The organism is Terriglobus roseus, assembly GCF_900105625.1.
Lineage (GTDB): Bacteria > Acidobacteriota > Terriglobia > Terriglobales > Acidobacteriaceae > Terriglobus > Terriglobus roseus_B.
The window spans coordinates 2,015,017-2,041,397 of the sequence record NZ_FNSD01000001.1; the positions used below are offsets into that span (position 1 = coordinate 2,015,017).

General features: G+C 60.9%; 29 protein-coding genes. 9 read left to right on the plus strand and 20 right to left on the minus strand.

What is annotated here, in order from left to right:
* Positions 1-23: 23 nt before the first annotated feature.
* From BLW03_RS08235 to BLW03_RS08250, 4 genes are all read right to left on the minus strand, one after another.
* Complete coding sequence (locus BLW03_RS08235) at positions 24-1,121, minus strand: purine nucleoside permease (protein ID WP_074653290.1); 1,098 nt, start codon at positions 1,119-1,121, stop codon at positions 24-26.
* 46 nt (positions 1,122-1,167) lie between these two features.
* Entirely contained in the window at positions 1,168-1,878 is a 711-nt protein-coding gene (locus BLW03_RS08240) for a Crp/Fnr family transcriptional regulator (RefSeq protein ID WP_074653291.1), read from the minus strand.
* Positions 1,879-2,122: 244 nt separating this feature from the next.
* The gene (locus BLW03_RS08245; RefSeq protein WP_074653293.1) at positions 2,123-2,818 is read right to left on the minus strand and encodes a Crp/Fnr family transcriptional regulator; all 696 of its coding nucleotides are present in this window, start codon (positions 2,816-2,818) and stop codon (positions 2,123-2,125) included.
* Between the two features lie 122 nt (positions 2,819-2,940).
* A complete protein-coding gene (locus BLW03_RS08250; protein ID WP_074653294.1) occupies positions 2,941-3,633 on the minus strand; it encodes a Crp/Fnr family transcriptional regulator in 693 nt (230 codons plus the stop codon).
* A gap of 239 nt (positions 3,634-3,872) precedes the next feature.
* Here BLW03_RS08250 and BLW03_RS08255 point away from each other — a divergent pair, with 239 nt between their 5' ends.
* Positions 3,873-4,277, plus strand: a complete 405-nt coding sequence (locus BLW03_RS08255; RefSeq protein WP_074653296.1) for a hypothetical protein — start codon at positions 3,873-3,875, stop codon at positions 4,275-4,277.
* On the opposite strand, the gene BLW03_RS08260 is transcribed toward BLW03_RS08255, so the two are convergent.
* The 6 genes from BLW03_RS08260 to BLW03_RS08285 all read right to left on the minus strand — a co-directional run bounded on the left by BLW03_RS08260 (position 4,274) and on the right by BLW03_RS08285 (position 8,188).
* Positions 4,274-4,978 carry a 7-carboxy-7-deazaguanine synthase QueE gene (locus BLW03_RS08260; RefSeq protein ID WP_074653297.1) on the minus strand — a complete coding sequence of 235 codons (705 nt, stop codon included), beginning with the start codon at positions 4,976-4,978 and terminating at the stop codon, positions 4,274-4,276. The two genes, BLW03_RS08255 and BLW03_RS08260, sit on opposite strands and share 4 nt — an antisense overlap.
* Before the next feature lie 3 nt (positions 4,979-4,981).
* Entirely contained in the window at positions 4,982-5,359 is a 378-nt protein-coding gene (queD, locus tag BLW03_RS08265) for a 6-carboxytetrahydropterin synthase QueD (RefSeq protein ID WP_074653299.1), read from the minus strand.
* A gap of 84 nt (positions 5,360-5,443) precedes the next feature.
* Entirely contained in the window at positions 5,444-5,752 is a 309-nt protein-coding gene (locus BLW03_RS08270; protein WP_074653300.1) for a hypothetical protein, read from the minus strand.
* Positions 5,753-5,757: 5 nt separating this feature from the next.
* Positions 5,758-6,312 (minus strand): DUF6580 family putative transport protein, encoded by a 555-nt coding sequence (locus BLW03_RS08275; RefSeq protein ID WP_074653302.1) that lies wholly within the window; start codon positions 6,310-6,312, stop codon positions 5,758-5,760.
* Positions 6,313-6,379: 67 nt separating this feature from the next.
* Complete coding sequence (locus BLW03_RS08280) at positions 6,380-7,474, minus strand: metal-dependent hydrolase (RefSeq protein ID WP_074655869.1); 1,095 nt, start codon at positions 7,472-7,474, stop codon at positions 6,380-6,382.
* Positions 7,475-7,522: 48 nt separating this feature from the next.
* The gene (locus BLW03_RS08285) at positions 7,523-8,188 is read right to left on the minus strand and encodes an RNA polymerase sigma factor (RefSeq protein ID WP_074653303.1); all 666 of its coding nucleotides are present in this window, start codon (positions 8,186-8,188) and stop codon (positions 7,523-7,525) included.
* Positions 8,189-8,345: 157 nt separating this feature from the next.
* Between BLW03_RS08285 and BLW03_RS20160 the strand changes: the two genes are divergently transcribed.
* Both BLW03_RS20160 and BLW03_RS08295 read left to right on the plus strand, forming a co-directional pair.
* Positions 8,346-8,813: a MarR family winged helix-turn-helix transcriptional regulator gene (locus BLW03_RS20160; RefSeq protein WP_170834988.1), complete on the plus strand. Its 468-nt coding sequence runs from the start codon at positions 8,346-8,348 to the stop codon at positions 8,811-8,813.
* 67 nt (positions 8,814-8,880) lie between these two features.
* Positions 8,881-9,681, plus strand: coding sequence for an SDR family oxidoreductase (locus BLW03_RS08295; RefSeq protein WP_074653307.1), 801 nt, complete (start codon positions 8,881-8,883; stop codon positions 9,679-9,681).
* A 199-nt stretch (positions 9,682-9,880) separates the two neighbouring features.
* On the opposite strand, the gene BLW03_RS08300 is transcribed toward BLW03_RS08295, so the two are convergent.
* Positions 9,881-11,035 carry an FAD-dependent oxidoreductase gene (locus BLW03_RS08300; protein ID WP_074653308.1) on the minus strand — a complete coding sequence of 385 codons (1,155 nt, stop codon included), beginning with the start codon at positions 11,033-11,035 and terminating at the stop codon, positions 9,881-9,883.
* A 201-nt stretch (positions 11,036-11,236) separates the two neighbouring features.
* Here BLW03_RS08300 and BLW03_RS08305 point away from each other — a divergent pair, with 201 nt between their 5' ends.
* Entirely contained in the window at positions 11,237-11,992 is a 756-nt protein-coding gene (locus tag BLW03_RS08305; protein ID WP_074653310.1) for a hypothetical protein, read from the plus strand.
* 79 nt (positions 11,993-12,071) lie between these two features.
* Here BLW03_RS08305 and BLW03_RS08310 read toward each other — a convergent pair whose 3' ends face one another.
* The gene (locus BLW03_RS08310; protein WP_074653312.1) at positions 12,072-12,530 is read right to left on the minus strand and encodes a peroxiredoxin; all 459 of its coding nucleotides are present in this window, start codon (positions 12,528-12,530) and stop codon (positions 12,072-12,074) included.
* Positions 12,531-12,585: 55 nt separating this feature from the next.
* Between BLW03_RS08310 and BLW03_RS08315 the strand changes: the two genes are divergently transcribed.
* The 3 genes from BLW03_RS08315 (at position 12,586) to BLW03_RS08325 (ending at position 16,135) form a co-directional block, all read left to right on the plus strand.
* Positions 12,586-13,293: an MOSC domain-containing protein gene (locus tag BLW03_RS08315; protein ID WP_170834989.1), complete on the plus strand. Its 708-nt coding sequence runs from the start codon at positions 12,586-12,588 to the stop codon at positions 13,291-13,293.
* 56 nt (positions 13,294-13,349) lie between these two features.
* Entirely contained in the window at positions 13,350-15,287 is a 1,938-nt protein-coding gene (locus BLW03_RS08320) for a hypothetical protein (RefSeq protein WP_074653315.1), read from the plus strand.
* A gap of 170 nt (positions 15,288-15,457) precedes the next feature.
* On the plus strand, positions 15,458-16,135 hold the full coding sequence (locus tag BLW03_RS08325; RefSeq protein ID WP_074655870.1) for a reverse transcriptase-like protein: 678 nt from the start codon (positions 15,458-15,460) through the stop codon (positions 16,133-16,135).
* A gap of 160 nt (positions 16,136-16,295) precedes the next feature.
* On the opposite strand, the gene BLW03_RS20840 is transcribed toward BLW03_RS08325, so the two are convergent.
* Together BLW03_RS20840 and BLW03_RS08335 are read right to left on the minus strand one after the other, a co-directional pair.
* A complete protein-coding gene (locus tag BLW03_RS20840; protein ID WP_074653318.1) occupies positions 16,296-16,475 on the minus strand; it encodes a hypothetical protein in 180 nt (59 codons plus the stop codon).
* Positions 16,476-16,479: 4 nt separating this feature from the next.
* A complete protein-coding gene (locus BLW03_RS08335) occupies positions 16,480-16,950 on the minus strand; it encodes a GatB/YqeY domain-containing protein (RefSeq protein WP_074653319.1) in 471 nt (156 codons plus the stop codon).
* Between the two features lie 247 nt (positions 16,951-17,197).
* Between BLW03_RS08335 and BLW03_RS08340 the strand changes: the two genes are divergently transcribed.
* Positions 17,198-18,472 carry a pyridoxal-phosphate-dependent aminotransferase family protein gene (locus tag BLW03_RS08340; protein WP_074653320.1) on the plus strand — a complete coding sequence of 425 codons (1,275 nt, stop codon included), beginning with the start codon at positions 17,198-17,200 and terminating at the stop codon, positions 18,470-18,472.
* A gap of 85 nt (positions 18,473-18,557) precedes the next feature.
* Here the strand turns inward: BLW03_RS08340 and BLW03_RS08345 are convergent, their stop codons facing one another.
* The 3 genes from BLW03_RS08345 to BLW03_RS08355 form a co-directional block, all read right to left on the minus strand.
* Positions 18,558-18,911: a hypothetical protein gene (locus BLW03_RS08345; RefSeq protein ID WP_139285144.1), complete on the minus strand. Its 354-nt coding sequence runs from the start codon at positions 18,909-18,911 to the stop codon at positions 18,558-18,560.
* 146 nt (positions 18,912-19,057) lie between these two features.
* Positions 19,058-19,879 carry a rhamnogalacturonan acetylesterase gene (locus tag BLW03_RS08350; RefSeq protein WP_074653322.1) on the minus strand — a complete coding sequence of 274 codons (822 nt, stop codon included), beginning with the start codon at positions 19,877-19,879 and terminating at the stop codon, positions 19,058-19,060.
* A gap of 27 nt (positions 19,880-19,906) precedes the next feature.
* Positions 19,907-20,722 carry a hypothetical protein gene (locus BLW03_RS08355; RefSeq protein WP_139285145.1) on the minus strand — a complete coding sequence of 272 codons (816 nt, stop codon included), beginning with the start codon at positions 20,720-20,722 and terminating at the stop codon, positions 19,907-19,909.
* 168 nt (positions 20,723-20,890) lie between these two features.
* Between BLW03_RS08355 and BLW03_RS08360 the strand changes: the two genes are divergently transcribed.
* Entirely contained in the window at positions 20,891-21,820 is a 930-nt protein-coding gene (locus BLW03_RS08360) for a DUF2076 domain-containing protein (RefSeq protein WP_074653324.1), read from the plus strand.
* 121 nt (positions 21,821-21,941) lie between these two features.
* Here the strand turns inward: BLW03_RS08360 and BLW03_RS08365 are convergent, their stop codons facing one another.
* From BLW03_RS08365 to BLW03_RS08375, 3 genes are all read right to left on the minus strand, one after another.
* The gene (locus tag BLW03_RS08365; protein WP_244502013.1) at positions 21,942-23,360 is read right to left on the minus strand and encodes an FAD-binding oxidoreductase; all 1,419 of its coding nucleotides are present in this window, start codon (positions 23,358-23,360) and stop codon (positions 21,942-21,944) included.
* Positions 23,361-23,441: 81 nt separating this feature from the next.
* On the minus strand, positions 23,442-24,644 hold the full coding sequence (locus BLW03_RS08370; RefSeq protein WP_074653328.1) for a serine hydrolase domain-containing protein: 1,203 nt from the start codon (positions 24,642-24,644) through the stop codon (positions 23,442-23,444).
* Positions 24,641-26,311 carry an alpha-glucosidase gene (locus BLW03_RS08375; protein WP_074653330.1) on the minus strand — a complete coding sequence of 557 codons (1,671 nt, stop codon included), beginning with the start codon at positions 26,309-26,311 and terminating at the stop codon, positions 24,641-24,643. The genes BLW03_RS08370 and BLW03_RS08375 overlap by 4 nt, the downstream gene beginning before the upstream one ends.
* Positions 26,312-26,381: the final 70 nt, after the last annotated feature.

Genomic DNA, 26,381 nt, shown 5'->3' on the forward strand with positions numbered 1-26,381 from the left:
ACTCACCTCTTGAGAGACGCTTGTTAGGGCTGCGTTGGGTTTTTGGCGGCGCCCGGTGTCGACTCAGCGGTAGCGCTAGGCATGCGGTCGCGATCCACTGCCCAATTTGTTACGAGCGAACGAACCACAACGTCACCCACCCGGAAGGCCGAATCCAGCGCTGGAAGAAAAGCGCTGTACTTGGTGATCTTTGTCTCGGCGAGGCTATCCGCGGCGGAGATGCCCTGACGCTGCTGGTCATAGTTGCTGGCGGTGCGCAGGATGAGCACCCGTTTGGCATCGACCTTACCGGCACGATCGAGCCACGTAAGCGACTGCATGGTTCCCGTGTCTTCCATGCCACAGATGGCATATGTACCCGCACCGCCTGTCTGGTATCTCACCCAGTCGCGCGCCCACTGATTCAGCAGCTTGCCGTGCCAGAAGGTGCCCGCAGACAGGTTGTCGCCGCGCAGTACAAACGGTGGCCGCTTCGCGTTGTCCCCGGCATACTCCTGGCGACGGTCACGGATCTCCGCCGTGTCCGGTAGTTTCACATCATGCGTAAGCGTGTAGGCCCAGTCGACAAGGCCGGTGTTCAGGTGAAAGGCGATGCCGTTCTCATCGGTGCGCGGCAGCTCGTAGGGCGTGCTCTTACGCAGCGGAACGTAACCCGTCTTCCAGTCTTTTGGCGCTTCGCGTGGGTCAATCTCATGCGCGATGTCACCGTCGACGATCCAGTCCGACCAGACAGCAGAGCCGAGTGACCCCATCTGCGGATCGATGCCACCAATGCCCGCGACGAGCCAGTAGGCATGCGTCAGATCGAAACGCGGGTCCGTTCCCAGCGCCATGACCGTTGCCGCGGCCCGCGCGGTGCCGATCCCCGTGACGATGCCGAGCACGCCGTCGTCGTTCATCATGGCATCGTGATACGCGGCGGGCATGGCGTAGCGCCTGGTCAGGTGCTCGCCTTCTGCCCAGTGTTGAAACTCACCGGGAAAATCACCGGTATCGTTGCCAACCTCAAACATGGCCAGGACGACGACTTTTACGGGAATCTTCGCAGGGGTCTGCGCAGAAGAAGATGCGAACGGGTACACGAGTGCCGCGGCTAGCAGCAGAAGAGCAGTTGGGCGCATGACGCCATGCTATCGCGCCGGAATGGCAATGGCATGACCGTGATGTCTAGACCTGGCCGAAAGGCTGGTTGTACAGATTGTCGATTAGTTTGCGCGTGATGCCATAGCAGTCGCATGCGGCGTCAGTCAGCGCCTGCCGGTCCAGGATTTTTACCAGGCCGCGTCGATAGCCGATCATGCCCGCACGCTGCAGCGTACCGGCGACCAGCGCAACCGTTGTGCGGCGCGTTCCCAGCATCTGCGAGATCGCTTCCTGGGTCAGGCTGACGGTGTCGCTGTTGACGCGGTCCGCCGCGGTCAGCAGCCAACGGGCCAGTCGTTCCGAGGCCTGATGCAGCTTGTTGCAGCCTGCAATCTGATCCAGCATGAGCATCTGCAACTGTAGCGCTTCCAGAATGCGGGCACGCAGTTCCTCAGATTCCAGAAAGAGCCTGCGGAGTTCTGCAATGGTCACACGCAATCCGCTACCGGATACCTGCATGAAGCACTGTGCAAGCGGCGGTCGAGGTCCCAGGAGCGCGTGTGCGCCGGCGACACCCTCGGCGCCGATCATGCCTACCTCGGCAGAGCTGCCGTCAGAGACGCTCACCACCACGGAGGCGACACCGGCCGTCAGGAAATATGCGTAGTGACATGGCTCCCCGGAGGTGTACAGCACCGTGCCTTGCGGCAGGTCGATGGTCCGGGCAGCACCGAGAATCTGTTTCCGCAGTTCGGGCGAAAGTGCTTCGACCAAAAGGTTTGTCGGCGCGGGCATTATCGCTCCTTTGCCCCCAGGAGCAATAGACATGAGGTCCACTGCGAAAATTTGTTGAGGACGGGATGGCTCATGTTTCTCATATGCTTGCGGGAACGACCTCACGCGAATGTACGTCGCGGCGGTGCAACACTTCTGCCGCCTATCGGACATTTCAGGGGCCGCTGAAAATTTATGTTTCTCATATGGAACAGTCGAGAAGATCGCTATCGCATCGCGGCGTGAGCGGCTCCAAAAGGCGGAATCAGCGTCGAAGATTGTCTAATGCGCGCTTCGACACGGCATAGCATTCGCATGCAAGAGATGTCAGGAGCGTCCGATCCAGAATGCGCACAATTCCGCGACTGTAGGCGATGGCGCCTTTTTCCTGTAGTTGCCCTGCCACCAGGACGACGGTGCTGCGCTGGGTTCCCAGCATCTCTGCCAGGAACTCCTGCGTCAGGGCCAGCGTGTTGCTCTCGACGCGATCTGAGACCATCAACATCCAACGAGCAAGCCGTGATTGGGCGTCGTGCAGCTTGTTGCAGGCGACCGTCTGTAACGCAACCACTACCTGCTCCTGCACATAACCAAGCGCCAGACGGCGAAACTCCGGCAGTGCATCGAAACATTCGCGCGCGGAGGCCAGCGGTATGCGATAGCCCTGCCCAGTGACCTGCATGAAGCATTCGGCGTACATGAAGGATGGCCCAAGCAGCGCATTCACGCCAACCATGCCTTCCCTGCCGCACATGCTCACTTCGGCAGAGCCGCCATCCGACATCACCACTACTACGGACGTAAGCCCTCCCGTCAGGAAGTGGATGTACTCCGGAGGTTCTTCGGGACGGAAGAGCGGAGTGTGTTGCGGCAGGTCCAGGAACGAGGCCGACGCAATAACCCGGTCCCGAGCCCCCTGAGGCAGCTTGTCAAGCAGGAAGTTGCCAGTCGTCGAACTCATCGCCGATAGGTGCCCTTTCGGCCTGTTCCCAGGCATGACATTGAACTGCGCTCTACAACTTCGTAGATAAAGATGCAGATTGTCAAAAAAAGGGAAAGCCGGGGCCAGCGACGGCAGGCGATTTATTGGTACAGACGATCGGTGATCTGACGCGTGATCGCATAGCAGGTACAGGCAGCCGCGGTCAGTCCTTCACGATTTGTGATCTTCACCATGCCGCGCCTGTAGTCGATCAAGCCAGCCCGCTGCAGCACACCCGCAACCAGTGCGACGGTGGTCCGCTGCGATCCGAGCATCTGCGCGAGGTATTCCTGCGTCAGGCCCAGAGCCTCAGTGCCAGACCGGTCGGCCGCTGTGAGCAGCCACCGTGCCAGGCGCGCCTCTGCCTCATGGAGCTTGTTGCAGGCGGAGATCTGACCGGAGATGTTGATCTGCGCCTGCTGAAATTCCAGAACGCGACCGCGCAGTTCTTCATGTTCGAGAAAAAGCGACTCCATGGTCTTGACGGGGATGCGCAGGCCGGCACCGGCGATCTGTACCACCGTATCGACCGTGCTCGGTGCGGGACCCAGCAAAGCATCGCCGCCCACCAGGCCCTCACGGCCAATCATGCCAACCTCGGCCGAACCGCCCTCCGACATATGAACGACGAGTGAGACAGCCCCGCGCAGAAGAAAGTAAATGTGAGTGGGAACTTCATGCAGGCGGTGTAGGTGCACACGCGCGGGTAGATCAACGGGTCGCGCAGATGAAAGAATCGTCTTCTGTACAGGTTCGGATAGTTTATCGAGCAGACGATTGCCTGTGGCAGCCAAAGCACTTCCTCGCATCAAGTCGCAAGGAGCGCATCGCGCTGATCACGGCATGAACATCACCGGTTGATCCGGAGGATGCTCTTCCACCTTATGGGCGGCCCACAATTTTCATTGTTGTTCAGCCGACACAAATCGAACATACTCCTTTTCGGGACGGGACGTACGGACATGTGTCGCTCAGGAGACAGACGGCTCAGACAATTCCGTCGAAAGTAGAGTGCATCTCCGCGAGAACATGCATGATGCCCGACACACCCTTGCGATATGTCGTCCTATGTTTTGGCAACTACGCACCACTGCTCATGACGCGCCAGCGGTTGCTGCAACGGGAGGGATACGCGGCCCTTACCGTCAGATCGCAGGCGGATTTCCGAATGGAGATCTGCCGCAACACTGTGGCTCTCGTATTACTCTGCGAGACGCTGAGCGACGAGGAACGACGGAAAGCGGTGCTCTTCTTGGTGGAGTATGCGCCGGATGCACGCTGCGCCGTACTGACCGCCCCTGGCGGAGATCGAATGGGTCAGGATTTGATCGCGATCGACATGTGCAACGGGCCGGTGAACTTCCTGCAGACGATCGCAAGCATGCTGCCCTTACGCTCGCCGATCCTTCCCATCTCTACGACAGGCTTGCCCAGCTAAACGCCTTTTTTCTGTGGCTCCCAAACGAACTTATGGATCTGCAGCGATAGTCGCGCGGGCAATCCATCCGCCAGCATCCAGTCCACCAGTTCGCGGCCGTCCAGCTCCATGTTGTCGGCCGTGCGCAGGATCGATGGCGCCTTCAGAAACGCGGGCGACAAAAGAATGTGGCCCACTGTACCGTCCGCGATCTTCGATGCAAGGTGTTCCCGGATGAAGTCACGCGCGAATTCGTAATCCACCCGATCCCGAAGGACGAATTTCACCTCGTCGCGCGCGGTGAGCGCATCCAGGTTGCTGGTGCGGAAGGAGCCGAACGCACTGCCGCTGCCGGGGCACTTCACATCCACGATCTTGTGTACTTCCCTGGGAACTTCGCCAAGCGGGCGCTCGCCGCTCGTCTCCATCATCAGGGTGTACTTCGTGGTCGTATCGGCCAGCAGGCGATGCATCAACGGCAGCAATTCCCGCTCGTGCAACATGGGTTCGCCGCCCGTGAACTCAATCAGAGGGCAGGGCGCCAGCGCCTCAATCTGCGCGATAACCTCATCCTCGGTAAACGGCTTACCGCCGGTAAAGGTGTACTCGGAGTCACACCATGCGCACCGCAGGTTGCAGCCCGCAAAGCGCACGAAGATACACGGCACGCCGGTGAACGACGATTCCCCCTGCACGGATTTGTAGAGTTCAATCAGGCGCATGGGCTACTCGTAGTACGTCGCCTGGCTGGTGTCCGTTTCGAAGATCGTGCTCTGCTTCACCCGCACGCGACCGCCTGTGATCTCTGACAAACGTAAGTTCGTCTCGTCGAAGAAATACTTCGCTAGATTTTCCGCGGAAGGGTTCACCACGTCGAAGGGCGGCAGCTCGTTGATCATGTGATGATCGAGGTAGTTCACCACGGGCCTCAGAATGTCTTTCAAAATCTTGAAGTCGAGCAGAAGGCCGTTCGGTTCCAGCTCTGCGCCGGCCAGCGTCACGAGCACGCGATAGTTGTGGCCGTGCGGGTTCTCGCACTTGCCGTAATATTCGCGAAGAAAATGGCCGGATGAAAAATGGGCCTCTACGGTGACTTCGTACATGGTCCGTCCTGGGGAATGCGCGTCGCCGCGCGAATGCTTCCGTTCTAAGTTTACCGGTCAGGACGCTTTCCGGCCCGTGCGGATCTAACCTCGTCCGGAGTTGGGCGGTCTCGAAGCGTTCTTCTGCGCCTGGCGGCGCCGCTCATATTCGCGATGCACGCCCGCCTGACCACCCGGCGTGCGGCGGTCTGCCTGCTCAAACATGGACTGCAGAACGCCCAGCAGCGCTATCACCAGCCCAAGCAGCAGCATGACGATGCCGATGGTGCGCCACAAACTGGCGTCAGACGGCGCTCCGGGCTCGTGCGCCAAACCGGTGACGGCCACCACATAGGAGATCGTAGCGAACAGGACCAGCGTTCCGGACAGGATGTAAAGATTGCGGCTCAGCATGGCAGTTATGCGGCGGTAGCGCCGTGATTGCCCATCGCCTGCGCCCATCCCTTGACGGTGGCGATCGACGGAAGAAGGAAGAAGATCGCCGTGAAGACCAGCGTGGATGCCAGGTCATTCCGGTAAAACGGCAGACCAGCCACGTAGCACTGGGTCAGGCCGGCGGCCGTATGGTCGTACATGTTGCCACGCAGCCACACCATGCCGTTACTCAAAAGGAAGAAGCTCGTCGACGATGCCAGCGCAGCGAGGCCCAGTCGCATTACCGACTTGCGCTGCAACAGCGCGGATGCGCCCAGGCAGACAGCAGCGTACCAAAGCCAGGTGACGACATAGCCGGAGATGTGAAAGGGGTACCCATAGGCATAGATGGTCAGCCACCAGTCGGTTGCCGCCATCGCCAGCACGGCGAACAGCGCCAGGGCCCGGTTACGGCCACGCAGGCTGGCCCCGAAATACAGCAGACCCGCACCGACGCACGTCACATTGCCGCCAGTGGTATGCAACAAATGCGGCACCACACGGCTGAGGACGGCGATCAGAAGCACAAAGAATGCCATAGAGACATTCTCCCACGCGAGGTACGCGCTGCGGCAGGCTTATTTCGACCGAAGGAGCAGGCGCGCCCTAGTGAGCGCCGACCTGCTCCGCCCCGCCGAGAAAAGCCTCCTGGACACGCCGGTTGGCATCCACCCATGCTTCCGCAGAGAGCACATTACTACTGGAACGCAAGCCCAGGACGTCATAACGGAAACGCAGGTCGCTGAATACGACATTCCGCAGCGCTGCCTCCGCTGGCGTTGGCGAAAGCTCAGGATGCGTCTCGCCCACCGTTCCCTCGTCCACCACCAGCGGAAACTTCGACCAGTCAAGGTAAACCTCGCCCAGCCAACTCTGCTTCGCGGCTAACGTCGCCAGCGTGACCTGCGGCTTGGCATAGATCTGCTGGGGATCGGTCTCGAAAAGGCCCTGGCGTGTGTCAACGGTTCCGATCTGAAAGTTCTCGGGTGTCTCCACCACAACGTGCCAGCGGTATGGGTCGATAGGATATGGGTTCAGCGAACGCCGCATAATCCGGCCTCCACGAAACTCGTGCGCGTCGACCACGGTAGCTGCATCGTCACGTTGAGAGCCGCGGTAGCCCCACAACCCCACCATCATCACCAGCGCAGCGGCCGACAGCGCCCTGCCCTGGTAGCGCGGCCGGCGAATCCCCATCTCGCGATGTACCAGCGAAAACAGGAATGGCAGCAACAGTGCCAGGGAAAGCACTAGCAGGAGCAGGGGCTCCACGATGTACACCAGTTCCCCCGCGTACCAGCGAGGATTGAACGGCGCAAACGGTCGAATGCCATAGTTGTTCGTCCAGTCCAGCAGCAGATGGCTCAACAGGGCTAACAGCGCCATGCCAGAGAGCATCAGCCATCGGGTGGGCGCCGGCTCCTCTACGGAACGGCGCTTCTTCCACGTTCGTCGCGTCGCATGCAGACCATAAAAGACGCCTACCAGCAGCGCCGCCTGCAGCGGCAGCGACCACAGAGCGTGCGTCCAGCCGCGATGATGCTGGAAATAGACCAGCGGACCACCGAGGCGATAGACGAAGTCAGCGTCAGGCAGTTCCGCTGCGATGACACACGCGGCCGTTGCATAGCGTGCCCGCGCCGGGAATCCGAATGCGCGCGAGAGGCACGCGCCGGTCAACAGATGGGTGACTGGTTCCACGAGGCAAAGCATACACGGCAACCAACAGCACCGTGCTTCAAGGCCATCTCAGGCTGCGGGAAGAGCGCCCGCGATGCTCCAGCCGTCACTATCCGTGAAGAACGGACCGGTTGACCGCAAAAATCCCTCAAAAAAACGGATGGCTCGATACAAGCGGGACTTCACCGTGGGCATGCGGATACCCGTGACTTCCGCAATCTCTCGCATGGTCAGATCTTCGTAGAAGTGCAGCACCAGAACCTCGCGGTGGATGGGATTGAGCTTCGCCATGGCATCGGCCAACGCCGCCGCCCGCTCCAACACGCCGATCTGCTCCAGTGGCGAGGGCGACTTCGCAACCACGTCAAACGGTGCCGAGCCGTCTTCCGGCTGCATCAGGCCGTCCAGTGACAGCAACGAGCGGCGACGGAAGTAGTCCAGCGCTCGATTGCGGGCAATGGTGAATAACCACGCGTCGAAGCTGCCGCGATCGTCGTACTGTTGCCCGCGTTCCAGCACACGTATCCACGTCTCTTGGAAGATGTCCTCCGCCAGTTCCGGCCGGCCGGTCATCGCAGTCAGGTAGCGCATCAGCCGATGCTGATACTGCGCAATCAGTTCCTCCAGCAGTCCGGCATCTCGAAGCTTCAGACCTCGGGCGATGCGCTGACGGTCTGACACGTCAGACCCCATGGGAGCTGCAGCCGAAAAGAACGAAAGCGATGGTGTGTGCATGTTATTTTCGAGACTCCGCGGAACGCCCCTGATTCACGTTGTGAATATTACCATTTTGGAAGTATCCCTTTTGCGAATTATTTTCGCTACGGATAATCCACGGTTTTCGCAGGCTTCTGCTTGGCAAGGGAACGCCGGGCTGCATAGGATGGGCGTAATGGCTACACGAACCAGGACGTCCGCCGCCCAGCCAGCGGCGACACCCGCTAGCGACGAATTGCCGCGCGAACTGATGCGCGCCATGGACGGCATGTTCCTCCGCATGCTGAAACAGACCAACGTGCAGGAGATGTCGCGCATGAACACGTCTCCCCACGAGAGCCGATCGCTGGGGATACTGCTGCGCGAAGGGCCGCTGCTGATGAGCGAACTCGCCAAGAGCATGGAGATCCCGCTCAGCTCTGCCACGAATCTGGTCAACCGGCTGGTGGAAAAAGGTCATGTCGCCCGGGAACGATCCGACGAAGACCGCCGGATCGTCCGCGTGACGGTAACGGCCAGCGGTCGACGCTTGATGGCGAAGCTGGAGCAGTTCCGTCTGGAGGCAAGCAGGCATGCGCTGACACGACTCGATACTGCGGAACAACGCACGCTCATCGCTCTGCTGCGCAAGACCGCAGAGTAGATCCCTGCCTGGGATACCACCGCCCACATGTCCGAGCTTTGTTAGTCTCGTTGCAAAGGATCAAACCATGGCTGAGACGACACCTGCACTGGAAACACCGCTGGCAAAGCATGATGCATCGCACACTCCGAAGCGCTACCTGGTGCTGGGCGCTACCTCCGGCATTGCGGAGGCTACCTGCCGCATGTGGGCGGCACAGGGCGCGAACATCTTCCTGGTGGGTCGGTCTGAGAGCAAGTTGAACGCCATGGCCGGTGACCTGCGCGTGCGCGGCGCGGCCTTTGTGGACATTGCCGTGGCGGATCTGGACAGGCTTGAAGACCATGCCAGCCTGATGGCCCATGCCATCACACAGCTCGGCGGCCTCGACGTGGCGTACCTCGCCTTCGGCATCCTCGGCGATCAGCCTCAGGCAGAGATGGATGCCGCACACGCAGAACAGATTCTGCACACCAACCTGACCGCGCCCGTCAGCATGCTCACCTGGCTAGCGAACTTCTGCGTGAAGCAGGGACGTGGGACGCTTGCCGTACTGTCCTCCGTCGCCGGGGATCGCGGTCGCAAAAGCAACTATGTCTATGGAGCGTCGAAGGCCGGCCTGACCGCTTTCGTCGACGGCCTGCGCAATCGCGTGGACCGCGAAGGCGTTGCTGTGCTGACGATCAAGCCCGGTCCAGTAAAGACCGCGATGACTGCCAGCATGAAGGGCAATGAAAAGTTTGCAGATGTGAATGCGGTCGCGAAATCCATTGCGGATGCCATCGCCAAGGGCGAAGGCGGCGTGATGTACGTGCCGGCCAAGTGGCGTCCCATCATGGCTGTCGTCCGAGCGATCCCGGACTCGATGTTCAAGAAGCTCAATCTCTGAGCACTTTGCGCTGACTCGACGCGCTTCGCGCGTGTCCGTGCAACCGCAAGCAACATCGAAAGCCCGGCCTCGCGCCGGGCTTTCAGTCTTCGTGACGTCATCCTGAAAAACTATCGTCGCCTCGAATCCGGCCGCGACAGCCCACCCTTTGCTTCGCAGGATTGGGGTTACCCAAACAACACGAGTATCGCCCGGATACTTACTTGTTATCGATTTCCGAAAGTCGCCGCGCGACCGCGTGTCCCAGCACCGGTACATGGCCAACCAGGCCAAGCACTGCATCCCGCACCGCATGCATCACCGGCGACGACGTTGCCGCGAGCTTCGTCATGGTGTCTGTCGTGCTGACAACGTTGCGAGCGATCTTCAGCCGCTCCGCCTCCCACTTCGCGATGCCGCTCTCGTCGCCCGTTGCGATGGCCTGATGCAGAGCAGCGGCGAGCGTCGTTGCGTCTTGGATACCGGTATTCATACCCTGTCCGCCGGCGGGCGAATGCACATGCGCTGCATCACCTGCGATGAGGATCCGGCCCTGCCTCAGCTTGCGCGCAACGCGATGCTGAATGCGAAAACGTGAAGACCAATGCACGTTGTGCACGACAGCGCCGGGAACGGTGCGCTCGTTCAAAATCTTCTGGCAGTCGGAGATCGTGGGATGCTTCGGTGCGTCCGCAACCGTGGCGATGATGCGATACAGGCCACCCGGCAGAGCGACCACGAGCGTCAGGCCCGCCTCATGCAGGAAGAGTTCCATCGCGTCGCGGCCCAGCGGCCAATCCATCTCGACATCGGCGAGGATGAAGCTCTCTTCGTAATCGCCGCCTTCGAAGGCGATGCCGGCGGCTTGGCGCACGATGCTGTGCAGCCCGTCGCAACCAACCACCCAGCCTGCGGTGATGTCCTGTACCAGGACGCCCGCGGCCGTGTACGTCAGCGTGACGGAGTCGGGTGTATGCGCCAACGATGTGACGTCGATGCAGCGAGTGACGTGACCGCCCAGCTCCTGCAGCCGCTGGGTCAGCACGGACTCCGTGCGGTCCTGCGTGCACACCAGGATGTAGCTGTATGCTGTGGGCAAATCATCAAAGCTGATGGTCGCCTTGATCTCCGAGCCCTCACGCAGGTGCGCCGTATGCAGGATCAGGCCGTTGTCGATGAGTCGCTTCGAGATGCCCAGAGGTTCCAGCACCTCAAGCGTACGGGCATGTACGACCGTTGCACGCGAAGTGGTGCCGGCGTACGACTCTTTCTCGAAGAGCATCGCATTCACGCCCAGCCGGCGAAGCTCCGCGGCCAACGCCAGACCGGTGGGGCCAGCGCCCACTATGATCACATCCTGTTGTTTCGCCGCCATGTTCTTTCCTTTACTTCTACGTTCCGATGCACCGCGAGGCCGGTGAATCGCCTGTCTGAAAGTCCTTTCAACAGGATGCTTCCTCGATACGGAAGGATGCGGCGGCGGATCTGTATATGCCCCAAAGGTTGCGCCTTTCCTGCGCCAGATTGACATCGCCGGCTGCAACCCGGCCACATCGCGCTGCCATCCATTCAATGCATGGGTATAGTCACTTCAATCCTGGCGGCGGCATTGATCGGCGCAGCCGCGGTCTCGCCTCAAACTGTGGCTACAGCTCAAAGTGCTGCGCCATCCTCTGCCGGGAGCACACAGGCAGCAGCACCGGCGGCGATCAGCCCCGCGGCTGCGAGTGCGCAAGCCGCCTCGGCTGCGGCCACGGCTAACTCCGCGACACTCGGCTCGCAGGCAAAGCAGGCCGGCGACGCTGGCACACGCTCTCCTGCAGCCGGTATCACCGGCGTGCCGCGGTATCGCGCAGGCTTTCGCGGCCCGAAGGGCACAAGCGCGCCGAACGCAACAGCGTCGGTCGGAGTAACGGGAGATGCAGACGGCAATGGCCTGCCGGATGGAACGGCACTCCTGCCCGGCATTGCAACCTTTCGGAATGGCGTGAAGGCAGGCACACCCATCCAGGTGCGATTGCAAAGCCCCGTCGACAGTGGCCACGCCAGGAACGGTGACATCGTACGCGGCATACTCGTGGCACCGGTTGGCGACGCTCCGGCGGGCGCACCCGTCGAACTGACCGTTGTGGCCGCGGCGGCAGCCGGACAGATGACCAGCGCAGGCGAACTGAGCCTGCAGGTAGTCAAAGTAAACGGCACCACCGTCTTGTCGGAGGTGATCACTGCGACCGGCGAAGAGGGCAAGAAGATCATCCCGGATGCTGCACCGGAACGCGGCACCGAGGCCATCTTCACCCCGGAAAAACCACTCACACTGCCAGCGGCATAGTCCTGCGGGTCTGAAACCCCGACCAAAGAATGTATAGCTGCGCTTGCGGGGCAAGCCGTGTAGAACACGGCACGGATATTTAGCTGACGCCCTTTACCAATGCGAGCATCTCTGCCGCGTGGCCTTCCGGCTTCACCTTGCGGAACTCGGCTTCCAGCTTTCCCGCACGATCGAAGACAAACGTGGACCGCTCGATCTTGGTGACGGGCTTGCCGTACATGCTGCCCTCGCGGACCAGGTCGAACTGCTTGCAGACCTTCAGATCAGGGTCGGCCAGCAGCGTGTAGGGCAGCGAAAATTTATCCGCGAACTTCTTCTGCGCCTTCACCGCATCGCGCGAGATGCCGAGCAGGACTGCGCCTTCAGCCTTGAGATCACTATAGAGATCGCGAAACTCGCAGGCCTCCACGGTGCACCCGGGCGTATCCGCGCGCGGGTAGAAGAACAACACAACGGGCGATCCGCGGAATTGCGCAAGCGAGACCGTCTCGCCGTTCTGGTTCTGGAGTTCGAAGTCGACCTGGTCACCAATCTGCATGGCAACAGCTTACCCGGCGGCTGCCGCCTCCGCCTGTGGAATCATCAGGGAGGCCATGCCCGATATGATCGCCACCATTGCCGAGCTGTGGCGCTACCCGGTGAAGGGCATGCGCGGTGAACGCTTGTCCTCTTTGCAACTGGACGAACACGGCATCGCGGGCGACCGGCGGTGGGCCGTCCGAAGTTCTGGTGCGCCACGCGGCAAACCGATGCTCTCCGGTGCGGAACGCGCGGCGATGCTGCTCTTCTCTGCGTCGGGCGACGGTGACTCTACCGCAGTGACGACTCCGGACGGCGCGCGCTTTTCCATCCATGACCCTGCCCTGCTCGCAGCCATCGCCCATCACCTGCCGGGCGAGCACTCACTACAACTCGTCCGTTCGCAGACACCGATGACAGACGTGCGGCCGATCGCCATGCTGGGTTACGCGACCGTCCGGCAGCTGGGGCAGGAACTCGGCCGGCCGGTGGACGCGAGACGGTTTCGTGCGAATCTTCTGCTGGATTTTCCGCCGGCCAACGAGGGTTTCGCTGAGGATGGTCTGGTCGGCCGGTCGATCCGTCTTGGTGCAGATGCCATCCTGCACATCACAGAGCGCGACCCACGATGTCGCATCGTCACCCTCGATCCGGAGACCGCTGCCGCCGATCCGGCCCTGATGAAACACCTGGATCGGCATCATGAGGGACGCGTGGGCGTCTACGCGACTGTGGAAACGATGGCCTGCTTGCGCGTCGGCGACCCCGTCAGGCTGCCGTGAATTGCCGAGCGGGCGCCGGGTGTGCCTTCCGCGTAGAATCGTCGTCCAACACTTTGATGAAGCACGCCCGCTCGTCCCTTCGCCGCTTTGTGACCCATGTACTGCCGCTTGCTGCCGCTGCGGTGGCAGCGCTGCCGATCGCAGTCCCTTCCATGCGGGCGCAGATGCACAAGGTGGCCGCACCTGACCAGGTGACGCGGGCCGTGGGTGTCTACGAGTATGTTGGCGACGCACAGCACCCCAGGGCAGCCCGATTCATCCCGGTTTCCCTTTTCATCGGCGGTCATTTCGAAGATGCGGGCGTCTACCTGGCCCGGCCCATTCCCTTTGCCATTCAGACCGGCTTCCGGTACGAGTTACAGAAGTCCGGCACACAACAAAACTTCCTCGACCTGCTGGTCGCGCGCAACTTCGCCAGCTCTGCCTCAGCGGCAGCACAGAGTTTTGACGATGGCTGGTTCGCCTACGGCCACGTGGTGCCGCCGACACCACCGCGGACCGCGAAGCTGAAGGCCAACTGCAACCCCAGTACGGCGCGCGTGGTGAAAGAAAGCGACAACGGCAAGAAGGACGACAGCAAACCGCACTTCGGCTCGAAGTCCGATTCGACGGACGATGCCAAGTCCGATGTTAAAGCCGACGCGAAGCCGTCGGACACCAAGGCTGACAGCGGTCCCCGCTTTGGCCGTCGCTCGGCCCCCGATCCCTGCCAGGATGACGATCCGTCGGAACACATCACACTGTCGGACGATTCGCCAAAAGACAAAAACACACCGGACCCCGAGCGCCCAACGCTGCACCGCTCGCCCGAGACCACCGCGAACAATACCGGCGCGGCGGGCAAGCCGGACAAAAAGGCTCCCAAGCCACCACCGGCGACGGTGACCGCGAACAGCGGCCCCGCGGATGACCTGGACCGGCCGAAGATCCGTCATCGCACGACCGATGAGGACGATCCAAACGCTTTGCCACCGGATCCCATCGATCTTGCCAGTCACGAAGCAAAGGCTGCGAAGGCGAAAGACACAACGGTGGCTGCGAACAATGCGCCAGCAAAATCTGCGCCGACCGCCGTCAACGCGGATGGCAGCGCGTCGACCAACACCACCTCGGACGACGGGTCGACCATCAGCGCCGGCTCCACCATGTCCGGCGGCCCGGTACTGCGTCGTGGCCGGGTCTCTGCCCCTCCGCCAGAACCCGCTCAACCGAAGATCACCGCCGGGCAGGCTGCTGCGCTTGCGAAGTCCGCTCCAAAGCCCGGAACGAATCCGAACGCGATCGCGCCGGCGATCCCGGCTCCGCTTGATTCGCTTGTCGCTGTAAGCGATGCGAAGGAACGCGCGCCACACGACTACCGCTACAAGTTCGCCAGTAATACCGAGCGCGCGACCGTCGTGAACACCCTGGAGGATATGGCCCGGGCTGTGCTGGCGAATCCAGCACTCGCGACCGACGCTCCCTCCGGCGCAGTCTCCGGTGCGAACACCGCCAACACCCCTGCCTCAAAACCCTCGACGACAAAGCCCGTTGCGACGAAAGCTGCAGGCGCCCACACGACGGCTCATACCGGCAGCGCCGCAACCCGCACCACGACGCGAAGCCATGCCGCCGCGAAGCCGGTGGCAGTAGCAACCGCCGAGTTTGCGGACGAAGAGGTCAACGCCTTTCAGCTCTATTTTTCTGCGCCGATCACCTACACCTTCAGCGCGCGTATGCCGGCGACGGACAGCACGCCGGAGCGCTACGTAACCATCGTGGCGCAGACCGATGCCGAAGGTCGCCTGCAGCCCGCGATGCGCTCCGTGACGGACGCGATGCATCTGGACCGCACACCGCGCTACCGCCTGATCGACGTGGTCGACGCGGACGGCAGCAATCGAGCCAGCCTCCTGATGGAACTGCGCATGCAACACGCGCGGCAGTTCGCTCTCTACCGCCTGCTCGGCAACAAGCCGGACCAGATCTTCGTGAGCGGCTCGACCCTGCTTTAGACACACAAGCGGGTAATCTTTCATGCGCGCCGGGCCCGCCCCACTCATGCGCGCTCTGCGCACGAGTGGGTTTTACACGCTTACTGAAACCCAATCCTGACGGTAGAGCTGTCATGAAGGGGGCACCCGGTCTTGTGGCTACCACATGGCGACTCGGCGATAATCAGTCGATGCCTAACGGAGACCTTTTCGCAGCCGAAGCTTCCACCAGATCCCGCAGCACGGGCGGCACTGTTCTTGCCCATTGCGACGGAGGCGCGCGCGGCAATCCTGGCCCGGCCGGCTATGGCGCAGTCATCGCCGCGGAAGACGGCACGGTGCTCGCCGAACTCAGCGAGTTCCTCGGCCATAAGACGAATAACTACGCGGAGTACAGCGGCCTCCTCGGCGTCCTGCAGTGGGCCATCGATCACAACCACCTGCGCGTGCGCCTGGTCAGCGACAGCGAATTGATGGTCAAGCAGATCCAGGGCAAGTACAAGGTCAACAGCCCCGATCTGAAGCCGCTGTGGGAAGAGGCAAAGCGCCGCATTGCGAAGCTGGAGTTCTTCAACATCAGCCACGCCCTGCGCCACAAGAACAAGACCGCCGATCGCCTGGCCAACGAAGCCATGGATCGCGGCATGGGCCGGCCCGCAGCCGCACCGCCGCTTAAGGCAATTCCCTATCCCACCAAGTCCTCCGAGCCACCTGCGCCGAAGCGGATGGATCCTCTACCGGCCGAGCCACGTCCATCTGCCCCTGCTGCCGGCGAGATGCTGCGTGGCTTTGTGCGCGATGGCTCGATCGTTCTACTGGGTGGCAAGACTCTGCCGGACGGCGTCTTCGTCAAAGTCATCCGCGAGTAAGTTCGGGTACCAGCCACGCTATCCCCGGGTGCCCCATTTCTTTGCAGCTTCCTCGCAAAAAGGGTGGGATATTCGCGCTCGCGCGAACCAGATACTCAATGGAAAGATCGCGTTTCACGCGATATCGCACCCTTTGCTTCGCAAGGAATGGGGTACGCAACTACCTGGGCCGCACCAGATATCTGGCCAAGAGCACCATCACGGCAATGCAGATCGCGACCGCCGGCAGATGCCAGACTCGCCAGTGACGGAGCAGATCGCGCACGACATAGAAAAGGGCCGCCAGTGCGGCGACCCCAATCCCCAGCAGAATCTGCCCGGTCTGATTTGAAACCCGCACGCGGCTAGTCCTTCGCCAGTTCTTCCTTGAGGATCGTGCTTACCGTTTTGTTATCGGCGTGCAGGCCGCTGGCCATGATGCGGGCCTGGACAACACGCATGGCTGCGCCCATGTCCTTCGGGCCGGGCTTCGGACCGTCCTTCGCCAGGTGCGCAATGGCACCTTGAATCACTGTACGGATCTCATCATCGCCCGCGGTCTGCGGCATGTAGATCTCCAGCAGCTTGATCTCCTCATGCTCCTTCGCAGACAGTTCCGGCCGATTGCCCTTGGCAAACTGCTCGGCTGCGTCCTTGCGCTGCTTGATCATGGTCTGCAGGATCGAGATCTCTTCGGCATCCGTCAACGCCTCACGCTTGTCGATCTCCTTGCTCTTGAAGGCAGACTTCGCCATGCGCAGCGTCTCTACCTTGAACGGCTCTTTGGCCTTCATGGCCGTGATGATGTCTTTACCAATTTGTTCGCTGATCGCCATCTTCGATGTTCCTCGTCCCATCCAGTTTAGCGCCGTGGGGCGAGCCAGCCAGCGATGTTCTTCCAGGCGCGGGACGCACCTTTCTCTCCTGCGACCAGCCTTGGCCGCGCGTTTCGTGAGGGTGCTATTTCGGCACTGCTGAAGCCGTGCCCTTCCGAAAGAGAGCTTCAGGCAAAGCTCACAAGATCCCGCAGAATGGCAGAAGGCCTAACCCGCCGACCGCTCGCTGACTCGCTAAACTATCATCATGATCCGCAAGACACGCCTCTTCACGTCCGGTCCGACGCCTTTGCTTCCAGCAGCGCAGTTCGCGATGGCCGCCGCGGACATGCACCATCGCACGCCCGAGTTCCGTGCCCTGTTCACGCGCGTGCTGGGCCAGTTGAAAGAGTTTGTCGGCACAAAGAATGACGTTGTTGTCCTGTCCTCCAGCGGCACGGGAGCAATGGAAGCCGCTGTGTCGAACCTGACCTCGCCCGGCGACCGCGTGCTGGTATTGACCGCTGGCAAATCAGGCGAGCAATGGGTTGCACTTGCAAAGTCTTTTGGCTGCGCGGTCGACGTCGTGCGTGCGCCCTACGGCGAGACCTTCGCGCTGGACGCGGTCAAGTCCGCGCTCAAGCTGGAGACACGCGCCGTCTTCATGCAGGCGACCGAGACCAGCACAGGCGTTCGCCATTGCGTACCGGCCGTGGCCAGGCTGCTGAAAGACACACGGAGTGAGGCCCTGCTGGTCGTCGATGCGGTGACGGGCCTCGGAACCACGCATCTGGACATGGATGCCTGGGGCGTAGACCTGATGATTGGCGGATCGGAGAACGCTGTGATGATCCCGCCCGGCCTGTCTTACCTTGCCGTCAGCGAGAACGCGTGGGACCGCATGGAGGCAAGCTATAACCCGCGCTATTACTTCGATCTACGCAAGGAGCGCAAGAACAACAGGAGCGGCGAGAGTGCTTATACGCCACCGGTTTCGCTGATCGCCGCACTGGGTGCGGCTCTGGACTACGTCGCAGCGCAGGCCGACGGCAACCTCGTCGAGGGTCGTAAGAAGTTCATCGAGAACGCCGAGACGACTGCCGCCATGACCCGCGCGGCGTGCCTCGCCATGGGCATGAAGCTCTTCAGTGCCGATGTTTCGTCGGCAGCAGCAACGGCAGTGATCGCATCCGAGGGCATCCCCTCAACGAGCATCGTGCAGGCACTGAACGATCGCTTTGGCGCCATCATCACCGACGGAGAAGGCGAGATGAAAGGCCAGATCCTCCGCATCGCACACCTCGGCTTCTTCGATTATCTCGACACCATCGCCCTCATCGGCGCGCTGGAACAGGTGCTGGTGCAGGATCTGAAACTGACCGGCTTCGCATTCGGCACCGGCCTCATCGCCGCACAGAAGATCTACGCAGAGCGAAGCGCCAACGCGGCAGCCGAACGTAGCTGCTTCTGTGGTCGTACCGACAGTTGTTGCAGCCTGCTCAACCCCGGCTACGGCGTGACTGACGTGAAGGCTGTGATGTAACCGGCAATCCGAGCAACGAAGAGGACCCGCAGCCGGATCGGTGCGGGCCTTTCTGTTGCGCACAAACTACTGGCAGCAAGCGTATTCAGAAAATGTGTTTGATACCGCGCCCGGTCCCCTTGACGATCTTGCCGGTCCCCTTCACCGCACCGACGCCGACGTCTTTGCCTGCGGTTCCGGCTCCCTTGCCCACGTCGCCTGCGGCGTTCAACGGGTGTAGCGTGGCCAACTGCCCAGCTCCCTTGCCGGTGTCTTTCGCAGCAGACCCGGCCCCCTTCCCAACGCCTTTGCCGATGTCGCCCGTGCCGCTGCCCACATCACCACCCGGACTGCGGCCTTGCGACTGCTGCGGGGCGGGGCCGTTCGTCTGCTGTTGCGCGTAAGCCCCCAAGGTGGAAGCGAGCAAGGCAATTGAAAGGAGTTGGGCAGTTCGTCTCATGGCTATGACTCCATCATTTTTGATGCCCAGAGCCGCATGGCTGGAATGCCCTAAGCCCTGCAGTGCTGCGTCCACCCGACGCCATAAAACGCAATGACTCCCATTGCAGTCAAGACACTGCCTCGAGACAGAAAACGCGCTGTTCCCTACTTCAGGTATCGGGCGAGCGTGCCGTCGCGACGCAGGGCCTCAGCAACGCTGCCGGCCACCAGTTCCGCCCCATCCGCGCTAGTATGCGTGTGGTCGATGGGGAATAACTTTGCTGTGGCTTCGGGCCCCAGCTTCTCCAGACGGTCTGCCTCAACGTTCGAGACGTCGAGATAGGGTACGTGGGTCTGGACGCCTACCTGCTGGATGAAGCCGTCATAGCCCATGTCCCGCTCGATGTGGCCAGCCGTCCAGATGTTGCGCACGGTCAGCCCCAGCAGCAAGGGCGTCGCGCCCTTTGCGCGCGCATCCGTAATGTACTTGCGCAGATACCAGCCGAAGGTGTGCACCGTCTCATGCGATCCGTTCGGCAGAGTGACTTCCTTGCTCTCTTCCCCCACGCCCTTCAGCGTGCCACGCGGCTTGGCTCCGTCCAGATCGCCGCCGTCATTGTGGCCCATCTGAATTAGGACGTAGTCACCGGGCTTCAGGCTGGCGAGCACGAGATCCCACGCGCCCTCGTGCATGAAGGTCCGGCTTGATCGACCGGCACGCGCCCGGTTCACCACGTTGATGCGCGAGGTGTCGACGTAGTGCGAAAGATGATCGCCCCAGCCGAGGTCAGCCTTGTTCTGCGCGGTGGAATCGCCCACGATCCAGAGGCTGGGCAAGGAAGGATTCGCCGGCATGGGCGCCTGCGCCGCATACGCGTCAACAGGCCGCGCGACATTGTCATCCTGATTCGTGACTTGTGCATGCGCCGCCACGGACAGCAGCGCGGCCAGGGCGAATCCAGCGAGACGAAGCGTGTATTTTTTCATGGGCAGAAGCTTACTGCTTGCACAGAATTAATGCTTTTCCTGCAGGTTCTCCACTGAGTCAGCATTGACGTCGAAGAGTCTGCAACTCTCCGTGACTTGGTGGAAACGATAGCTGGGGTGCATGAACAGGCCGACGCGAGCATCGCCGGAACCCCACACCTCCTGCACCAGCCACACGCCGTCAGCCTTCGGCGCTGTAACGATGTGCAGCAAAAAGCCCTTATGAATGTTGGCCAGCAGGCCACCGGCCAACTTCACATCGCGCGTGCCATGCACATTGGTGTCCTGCACGTGACCGCTCGCTTCGTCGACCGATATGGTCCCGGCCATGGCTTCGACAGCCTTTTCAATCATGCCGTTGGCCTTCTGCGATGGATCGCCAACGCCATCGAACACGATGGTCGGCCTGCCCGACACCATCACGCGACGCTCGTTGGTCAACTTGATTAACCGCAGAATCTCCGACTGGCTGATGCCATTTGGATTTGGCTTACCCGCTTCGGCATCCTTGATCTGCTTCTTGACCTTATCGATCTCTTTCTTCGCATCGCCGCCGGTTAAAGGTTTCCCATTGTGCGTGACCGTCTGCGTGATCTGACGCTGCTTCACGAAGAAGATCTCGCGCTCATCGTCATCGACCTTCTTTTCGCCGCCTTTACCGTCCAGCTGCGTCGTTTCGGTGCGGACCCGGCAAAGGTATCGCTCGCGCTGCTTCTCTGTGGCTGCGTTCTGCTCCAGCGCCAGCTTGCGCAGCGTCTCAATCGCGGGAAGCGGCTTCTCCTGCGCGTGAAGGGTGAGGGCTGCAGCCAGCAGGGGCACTATCGTAAGGCTTCGGTAGATCATCCACTCATACGATGCCAGAAGTGGCGCGCGGCTTCTGGCATCTTTGCGAGTGGCGTGGAACTTCCGCACCAAAGTGGCGTACCACTCATGGGGACAACCTTCGGGGTCTCGCCGCGTCCCACTTGTGGACGCGCAGGCGTCGTGGAATCCAGGAGAGAAGGCAAGGGCATGACACAGCAGGAACAGCAGCTTCTGAATGGCTTGATCGATCGCGTCAACGGCACACAGCTCGCCAGCAAGGACACGGAGGCCGAGGCGCTGCTACAGCGCACGCTCGGCACGAATCCTGACGCGCTCTACATCCTTTGCCAGACCGTCCTGGTGCAGGGCTTCGCCATGGACAAGGGACAACGCGACCTTGCAGCAGCACGTGAAGAGATCGACTCCCTGCGGCAGGCGCAGCCTGAGAAGCACGGCAGCTTCCTCGGGAATCTCTTCGGACTTGGCAAGGATGATGAGCAACAGCAGCAACCGCCCCGGCAAGGGAACCCGGCTCCGGGATATTCCAATCCGACCGGCTACGGCGCTCCCTCCTCCACACCCGGCTATGCCCCGGTAACGAACGCACCGGCACCGCCGCAACAGGGCTACCCCGTGCAGCCCGGCTACGGACAGCCGGGATACGGACAACCCGCCTATGGATACCCACCCCAGGGCGCACCGTATGGCTATGGCGGTCAGCCTCAGGGCGGCATGTTCGGCGGAGGCGGCGGTGGGTTCCTGCAGGGCGCGATGCAAACTGCGGCAGGCGTCGTCGCAGGTGAGTTCGCCTTCCGAGCGATCGAAGACGTCTTCAGCGGCTTCGGTCACGGCGGTGGAGAGCGTGGCTTCGGTGGCGGAGAAGTCGTAAACAACTACTACGAAGACCGTCCCGCTGACAGCGGCGGGGGTGGCTTCGGCGATCGCCTGGCCAAGGCAGACGATTACAACGGCGGCGTCAGTTCGGACATTGAAGACCGGCGCGGTGAATCCCATGGCTTTCTGGGATCCAGTGACGACAGCGGCAACGACGGTTCAAATTTTGCCGATGACTCTGGCAGCTTCGACGACGGCGGCTTTGACGGCGGAGATAGAGGCGGGGACGACAACAGCTACTAGCCACCAGATTAGGTGCCCCACGTCTCGCTCGATGGGTGGGATCCGAGACACAAACTGTCACAATCCTGAATGTAAGGGGGCGCGGCCAAAGCCGCGCCCCTTTCATTGCCTGCAGGCAGATCTACTGCTGCGTGACCCGCTCCCAGAAGCTGCTGGTCAGCAACGGATCCTTGTAGCGCGCGAACTGCTGCCACTGCGGATACGCTGTCTGGAACTGCGCCGCAGTCATACGCGCATCCTTCGCGGGATACAGCTTGCCGCCGTAGTCCAGCGTCATGCTCGCGAGACGGTCGAAGAGCGGGAAGCTCTTGTCCGGTTTGATCGGGAAGTCCAGGGCCAGCGTAATGCCCGGCTGCGGAAAGCTCATCAGGCCGGGCGATGGCACATCGCCAAATGCCTTCAGCACCGCAAGGAAGCTGGCCAGGCCGGACTTCGCCACCTCGTTCAGAATGGCAATCGTGCCCTCGCGCGCGCTCTCCCACGGGATGGCGTACTGAAACTGCAACAGGCCGCTCTTGCCGTACATACGGTTCCAGTGCAGCACCTTGTCCAGCGGATAGAAGAACGGCTCGTAGTCCTGCAGGGCACGCACACGCGGCTTGATCTGCTTATGGAAGAAGACCGTATTGAACGCCGACACCGTAGCCGAGTTCAGCGCCATGCTGGGCGCGTCAAACGGGAAGACCAGCTTCGGCTCCGGTGAGATCGTCAATTGATCCGGAATCTTGGAGTGATCGCCCAGCATGAAGATGCCGCGAGCAAAGTTCTTGCCGGTGCTGCTGCAGTCGATCCAGCTAACGGTGTACTCCACGTGTTTGTACTGTTCGGTCAGCGCGAGGAACTCGTCAACGCCGTGAAACTGAATCCCCTCGTAATCAATCAACCGCGAGACAACGGGCTTCAGCCGGATCTGGATCCATGTGATGACGCCGGTCAGCCCAAGTCCACCGATGGTGGCCGCATACCAGTCGGGGTTTTCCGTTGGGGAGCAGAGCATGTGCGTGCCATCACTACGCACCAGCTCAAACTGCGTGACATGCCGACCAAAGGTACCGTTCACGTGATGGTTCTTACCGTGGATGTCGTTCGCCACCGCTCCCGCAAGGGTTACGTACTTCGTGCCGGGCGAGACGGGCAGGAAGTATCCACGAGGAACAGCAAAATCGAGCAGCTGAGCCAGCGTGAGGCCCGCTTCGGCGGTCAGAATACCCGTCTCCTGATCCCAGGCCAGCAGGCGGTTCATTCCCGTCGTCACCAGCAGGTGACCATCCTTCAGCAGGCAGCTATCGCCATAGCTGCGGCCCATTCCCACGGCAAGCGCGCCACTGGCCATACCGTCGTACTTCTTCACAACGGCAGGAAAATCCGTCTGCCAGCTTAGTGGCACCACGGTCGCGTTGTAGTTCGGGTAGCGCCCCCACGACGAAAACGGTGCGGCCCCTTCAAACTGATCGTCAACGTGAGACTGCGGCCGCACAGGCGGCTCCGTGGAGGGAGACGTGCGATGCAAAAGCTCCGGGGACTGTGCGGGGTTAGCCATTATGCCTAGGATACTGGAGCGGGAAGCGCGGCGGCCTGTGGTTTTTGCACGAATCACCGCTTCGATAAGGGGATGGCCGACCTACGGATTCGCACGGCCAGCCGCTATGGCGGCAGGCGTGTATCCCTCCCACTCCCAAGGGGTCACTGAGTCGCCCAGAATCTTCTCCAGCAGCGGACGAAACGCGAGTTCGCCGTTGTCACTGTTCGTCAGCACGACCATGCAGTCCCGCCGCCGCGTGAAACAGATCATGTAATTTTGCGCACCATCGCCGTGCCCTTCCTTAAAGAAAGCCGGCCCGAAGCGCGTATGCGTCAACAGACCCCAGCCCACACCGTAGGCGAGGCCGACCTGCTTCGCCTCCACTCCCTCAGGCTCGTTCTTCGCGAAGGCAAATTGATGCAGCGTCTGAATGCGTACTTGCGGAAAGAGCATCTGCTGCTGCGTCTTTGCACTGAGGATTTTCCCGGCGAAGAGTGCCTCGGCAAAGCGCCCCAGGTCCTCCGCGCTCGTTGTCATATTGCCGGCAGCTCTTGCAGGAAAACGTCGCGTTTGTGCATGAAATCTCTCATCCCGGTCGAATCGGTCAGCCACGTTATCTGCGAACCGCTTCTGGTAGATCTCCGATGTCCGTGTCATCTCAAGGGGCCCGAAGATAGCGTCCTGCATGAGGATGTCCAGCGGCTTGCCCTGCTGTTGCTCAAGAACAAATTGCACCAGGTTGATGCCTTCACCGGAGTACGAATAATGGTCGCCGGGCTCAGAGTGGAATCGGAGCTTTCCTTCCGGCTCCTGCATACGCGCGATGTTCAGCAGACCGGACGTATGCGAAAGACACATGCGCGGCGTCAGCTTGGACCAGCGAGGATCTTTCACGATCTCGGATGCAGCATCCTTGTACGCTTCGTACTCGTCCAGCGGCTTCGGCAACTGCTGCGCAATCGGCTTATCCAGATCGAACTGATGCCGCTCCACTAACTGCATGACATACGTCGCAAAGACTGCCTTCGTAATCGACGCAGCCCACGTTGTCGTCTCCGTAGTCATGGGTTGATCGGGATCTTTATGCCGCAAACCGTACGCATAACTCCACACCGTCTTGCCATCGTTAAGAACGACGATCTGCGCTCCGGTAACGTGATCTTCTTCAAGCGTCTTCGCGGCAAACTGACCGGCATCCTCAGCCGCGATGCGCGTTCCATCCAGACGGCGAATACTCTGGCCGGAGGCACTCACTGAAACAAGCAAGGCTCCAAGAACAACTGCACTGCGCGTGGCGGTCATGCCAACACAATACGTGCCTCCCAGCCTCTAAGTTCCCCAAATTTTCCCTCCGTGTTCGAAAGGACGACACGGCCGTTCGCGACTGGCTCCGGAAGCGCAACCGTATCCCGCGAAAAGTTCAGCGCGATCAGGTAACGTTCGTCCCCCAGAGTTCGTTCGTAAAGGAAGAGCGACGGATGCTCCGGCGCCATGTCTTCAAAATCACCGTACACCAAGGCCAACGTGGCCTTGCGTAAAGCGAGCAGATTTCGCGTGAACTGATAGACCGAGTAGGGATCTGCAACCACCTGCGCCGCGTTTATCCCGGTGTAATTGGGATTGACTGCCAGCCACGGCTTGCTCCCACTCGTGAAACCCGCATTCGCCGATGCGTCCCACTGCATGGGCGTCCTTGCATGATCGCGACTTACTTTGGCAAGGTTCTCCAGATAATGTTCCGCCGATTCATAACCGGTTAGTACATCATGAGCCCAGGCGTTCTTTGCCTCAATGTCGTCGTATTCTTCAATGGATCGGAAGGGATAGTTCGTCATCCCGAGCTCGTCACCCTGGTATAGATACGGCGTCCCTTTCAGCGTGAGTAACATCGTCACGAGTAATTTGGCGCTCTTCTCGCGATATTCGGGAGAATCATCACCGAAGGCGCTCACCAGCCTGGGATTGTCATGGTTGGCGAGGAAGATCGTGTTCCACGAGTGCTTGCCAAGAGCAACATCCTGGCGCGTGTAGATCGCCTTCAACTCGGGCAGCGACCAGCGCCGCCAGTTGCGCCCATCGCGATTCAAGCGCACCGTGTCGAAGTTGAAGATCATGTTCAATTCGTGGCGACGCTCATCCACTAACTGCGGAGTGTCCTCGATGGTGATGCCATGTGCCTCACCCACCGTCGTGCAGTCATAGTGCGAGAGCACACGATCGTTCATCTCCCGCAGATACTCGTGCAGATGCGGACCATTGGCGTTGATGTGCACCTGGCTCTCATGCGGCAGCACATCCGGAAAAGCCGCGTCCTTGCTGATGAACGGAATCACGTCCATGCGGAAGCCATCAACACCCTTGTCCAGCCAGAAGCGCATCAGGTCGTAGACCTCGTCACGCACCTTCGGATTGTCCCAGTTCAGGTCCGGCTGCTTCTCCGCGAATAAGTGCAGATAGTATTCGCCGGTCGATGCATCCAGCGTCCACGCAGGACCCGAAAATGCAGATCCGAAGTTATTCGGTGGCAGCAACTGGCCGTCTGGCTGAGGCTTGCCAGGGCGCCATAGATAGTAATCGCGATAGGGATTGTCTTTGGATTTACGGCTCTCAACAAACCACGCATGCTCGTCCGATGTGTGATTCGCGACAAGGTCGACAATCATACGCATGCCACGTCCCTTGACACCGGCAAGCAGGTCATCAAAATCCTGCATGGTGCCAAACTCTCGCATCACCTTGCGATAATCGCGGATGTCATACCCATTGTCGGCATTCGGCGAATCATAGTGTGGCGAAAGCCACAGGACATCAACGCCAAGATTCTTCAGATAATCCAGGCGCGACGTGATGCCCGGCAGATCGCCGATGCCATCCCCATTCGAGTCCTGGAAGCTACGCGGATAAATTTGGTAAACAACCGCTTCTTTCCACCAGTGACGCGTGTAGCCGTTGATGCTCTCTTGTGCCATGCGAGGTTCGATGCGGGCGGCGGGCGGGGGAAAGCAAAAGGGCGCCGCTTTCGCGACGCCCTCTTTTCGA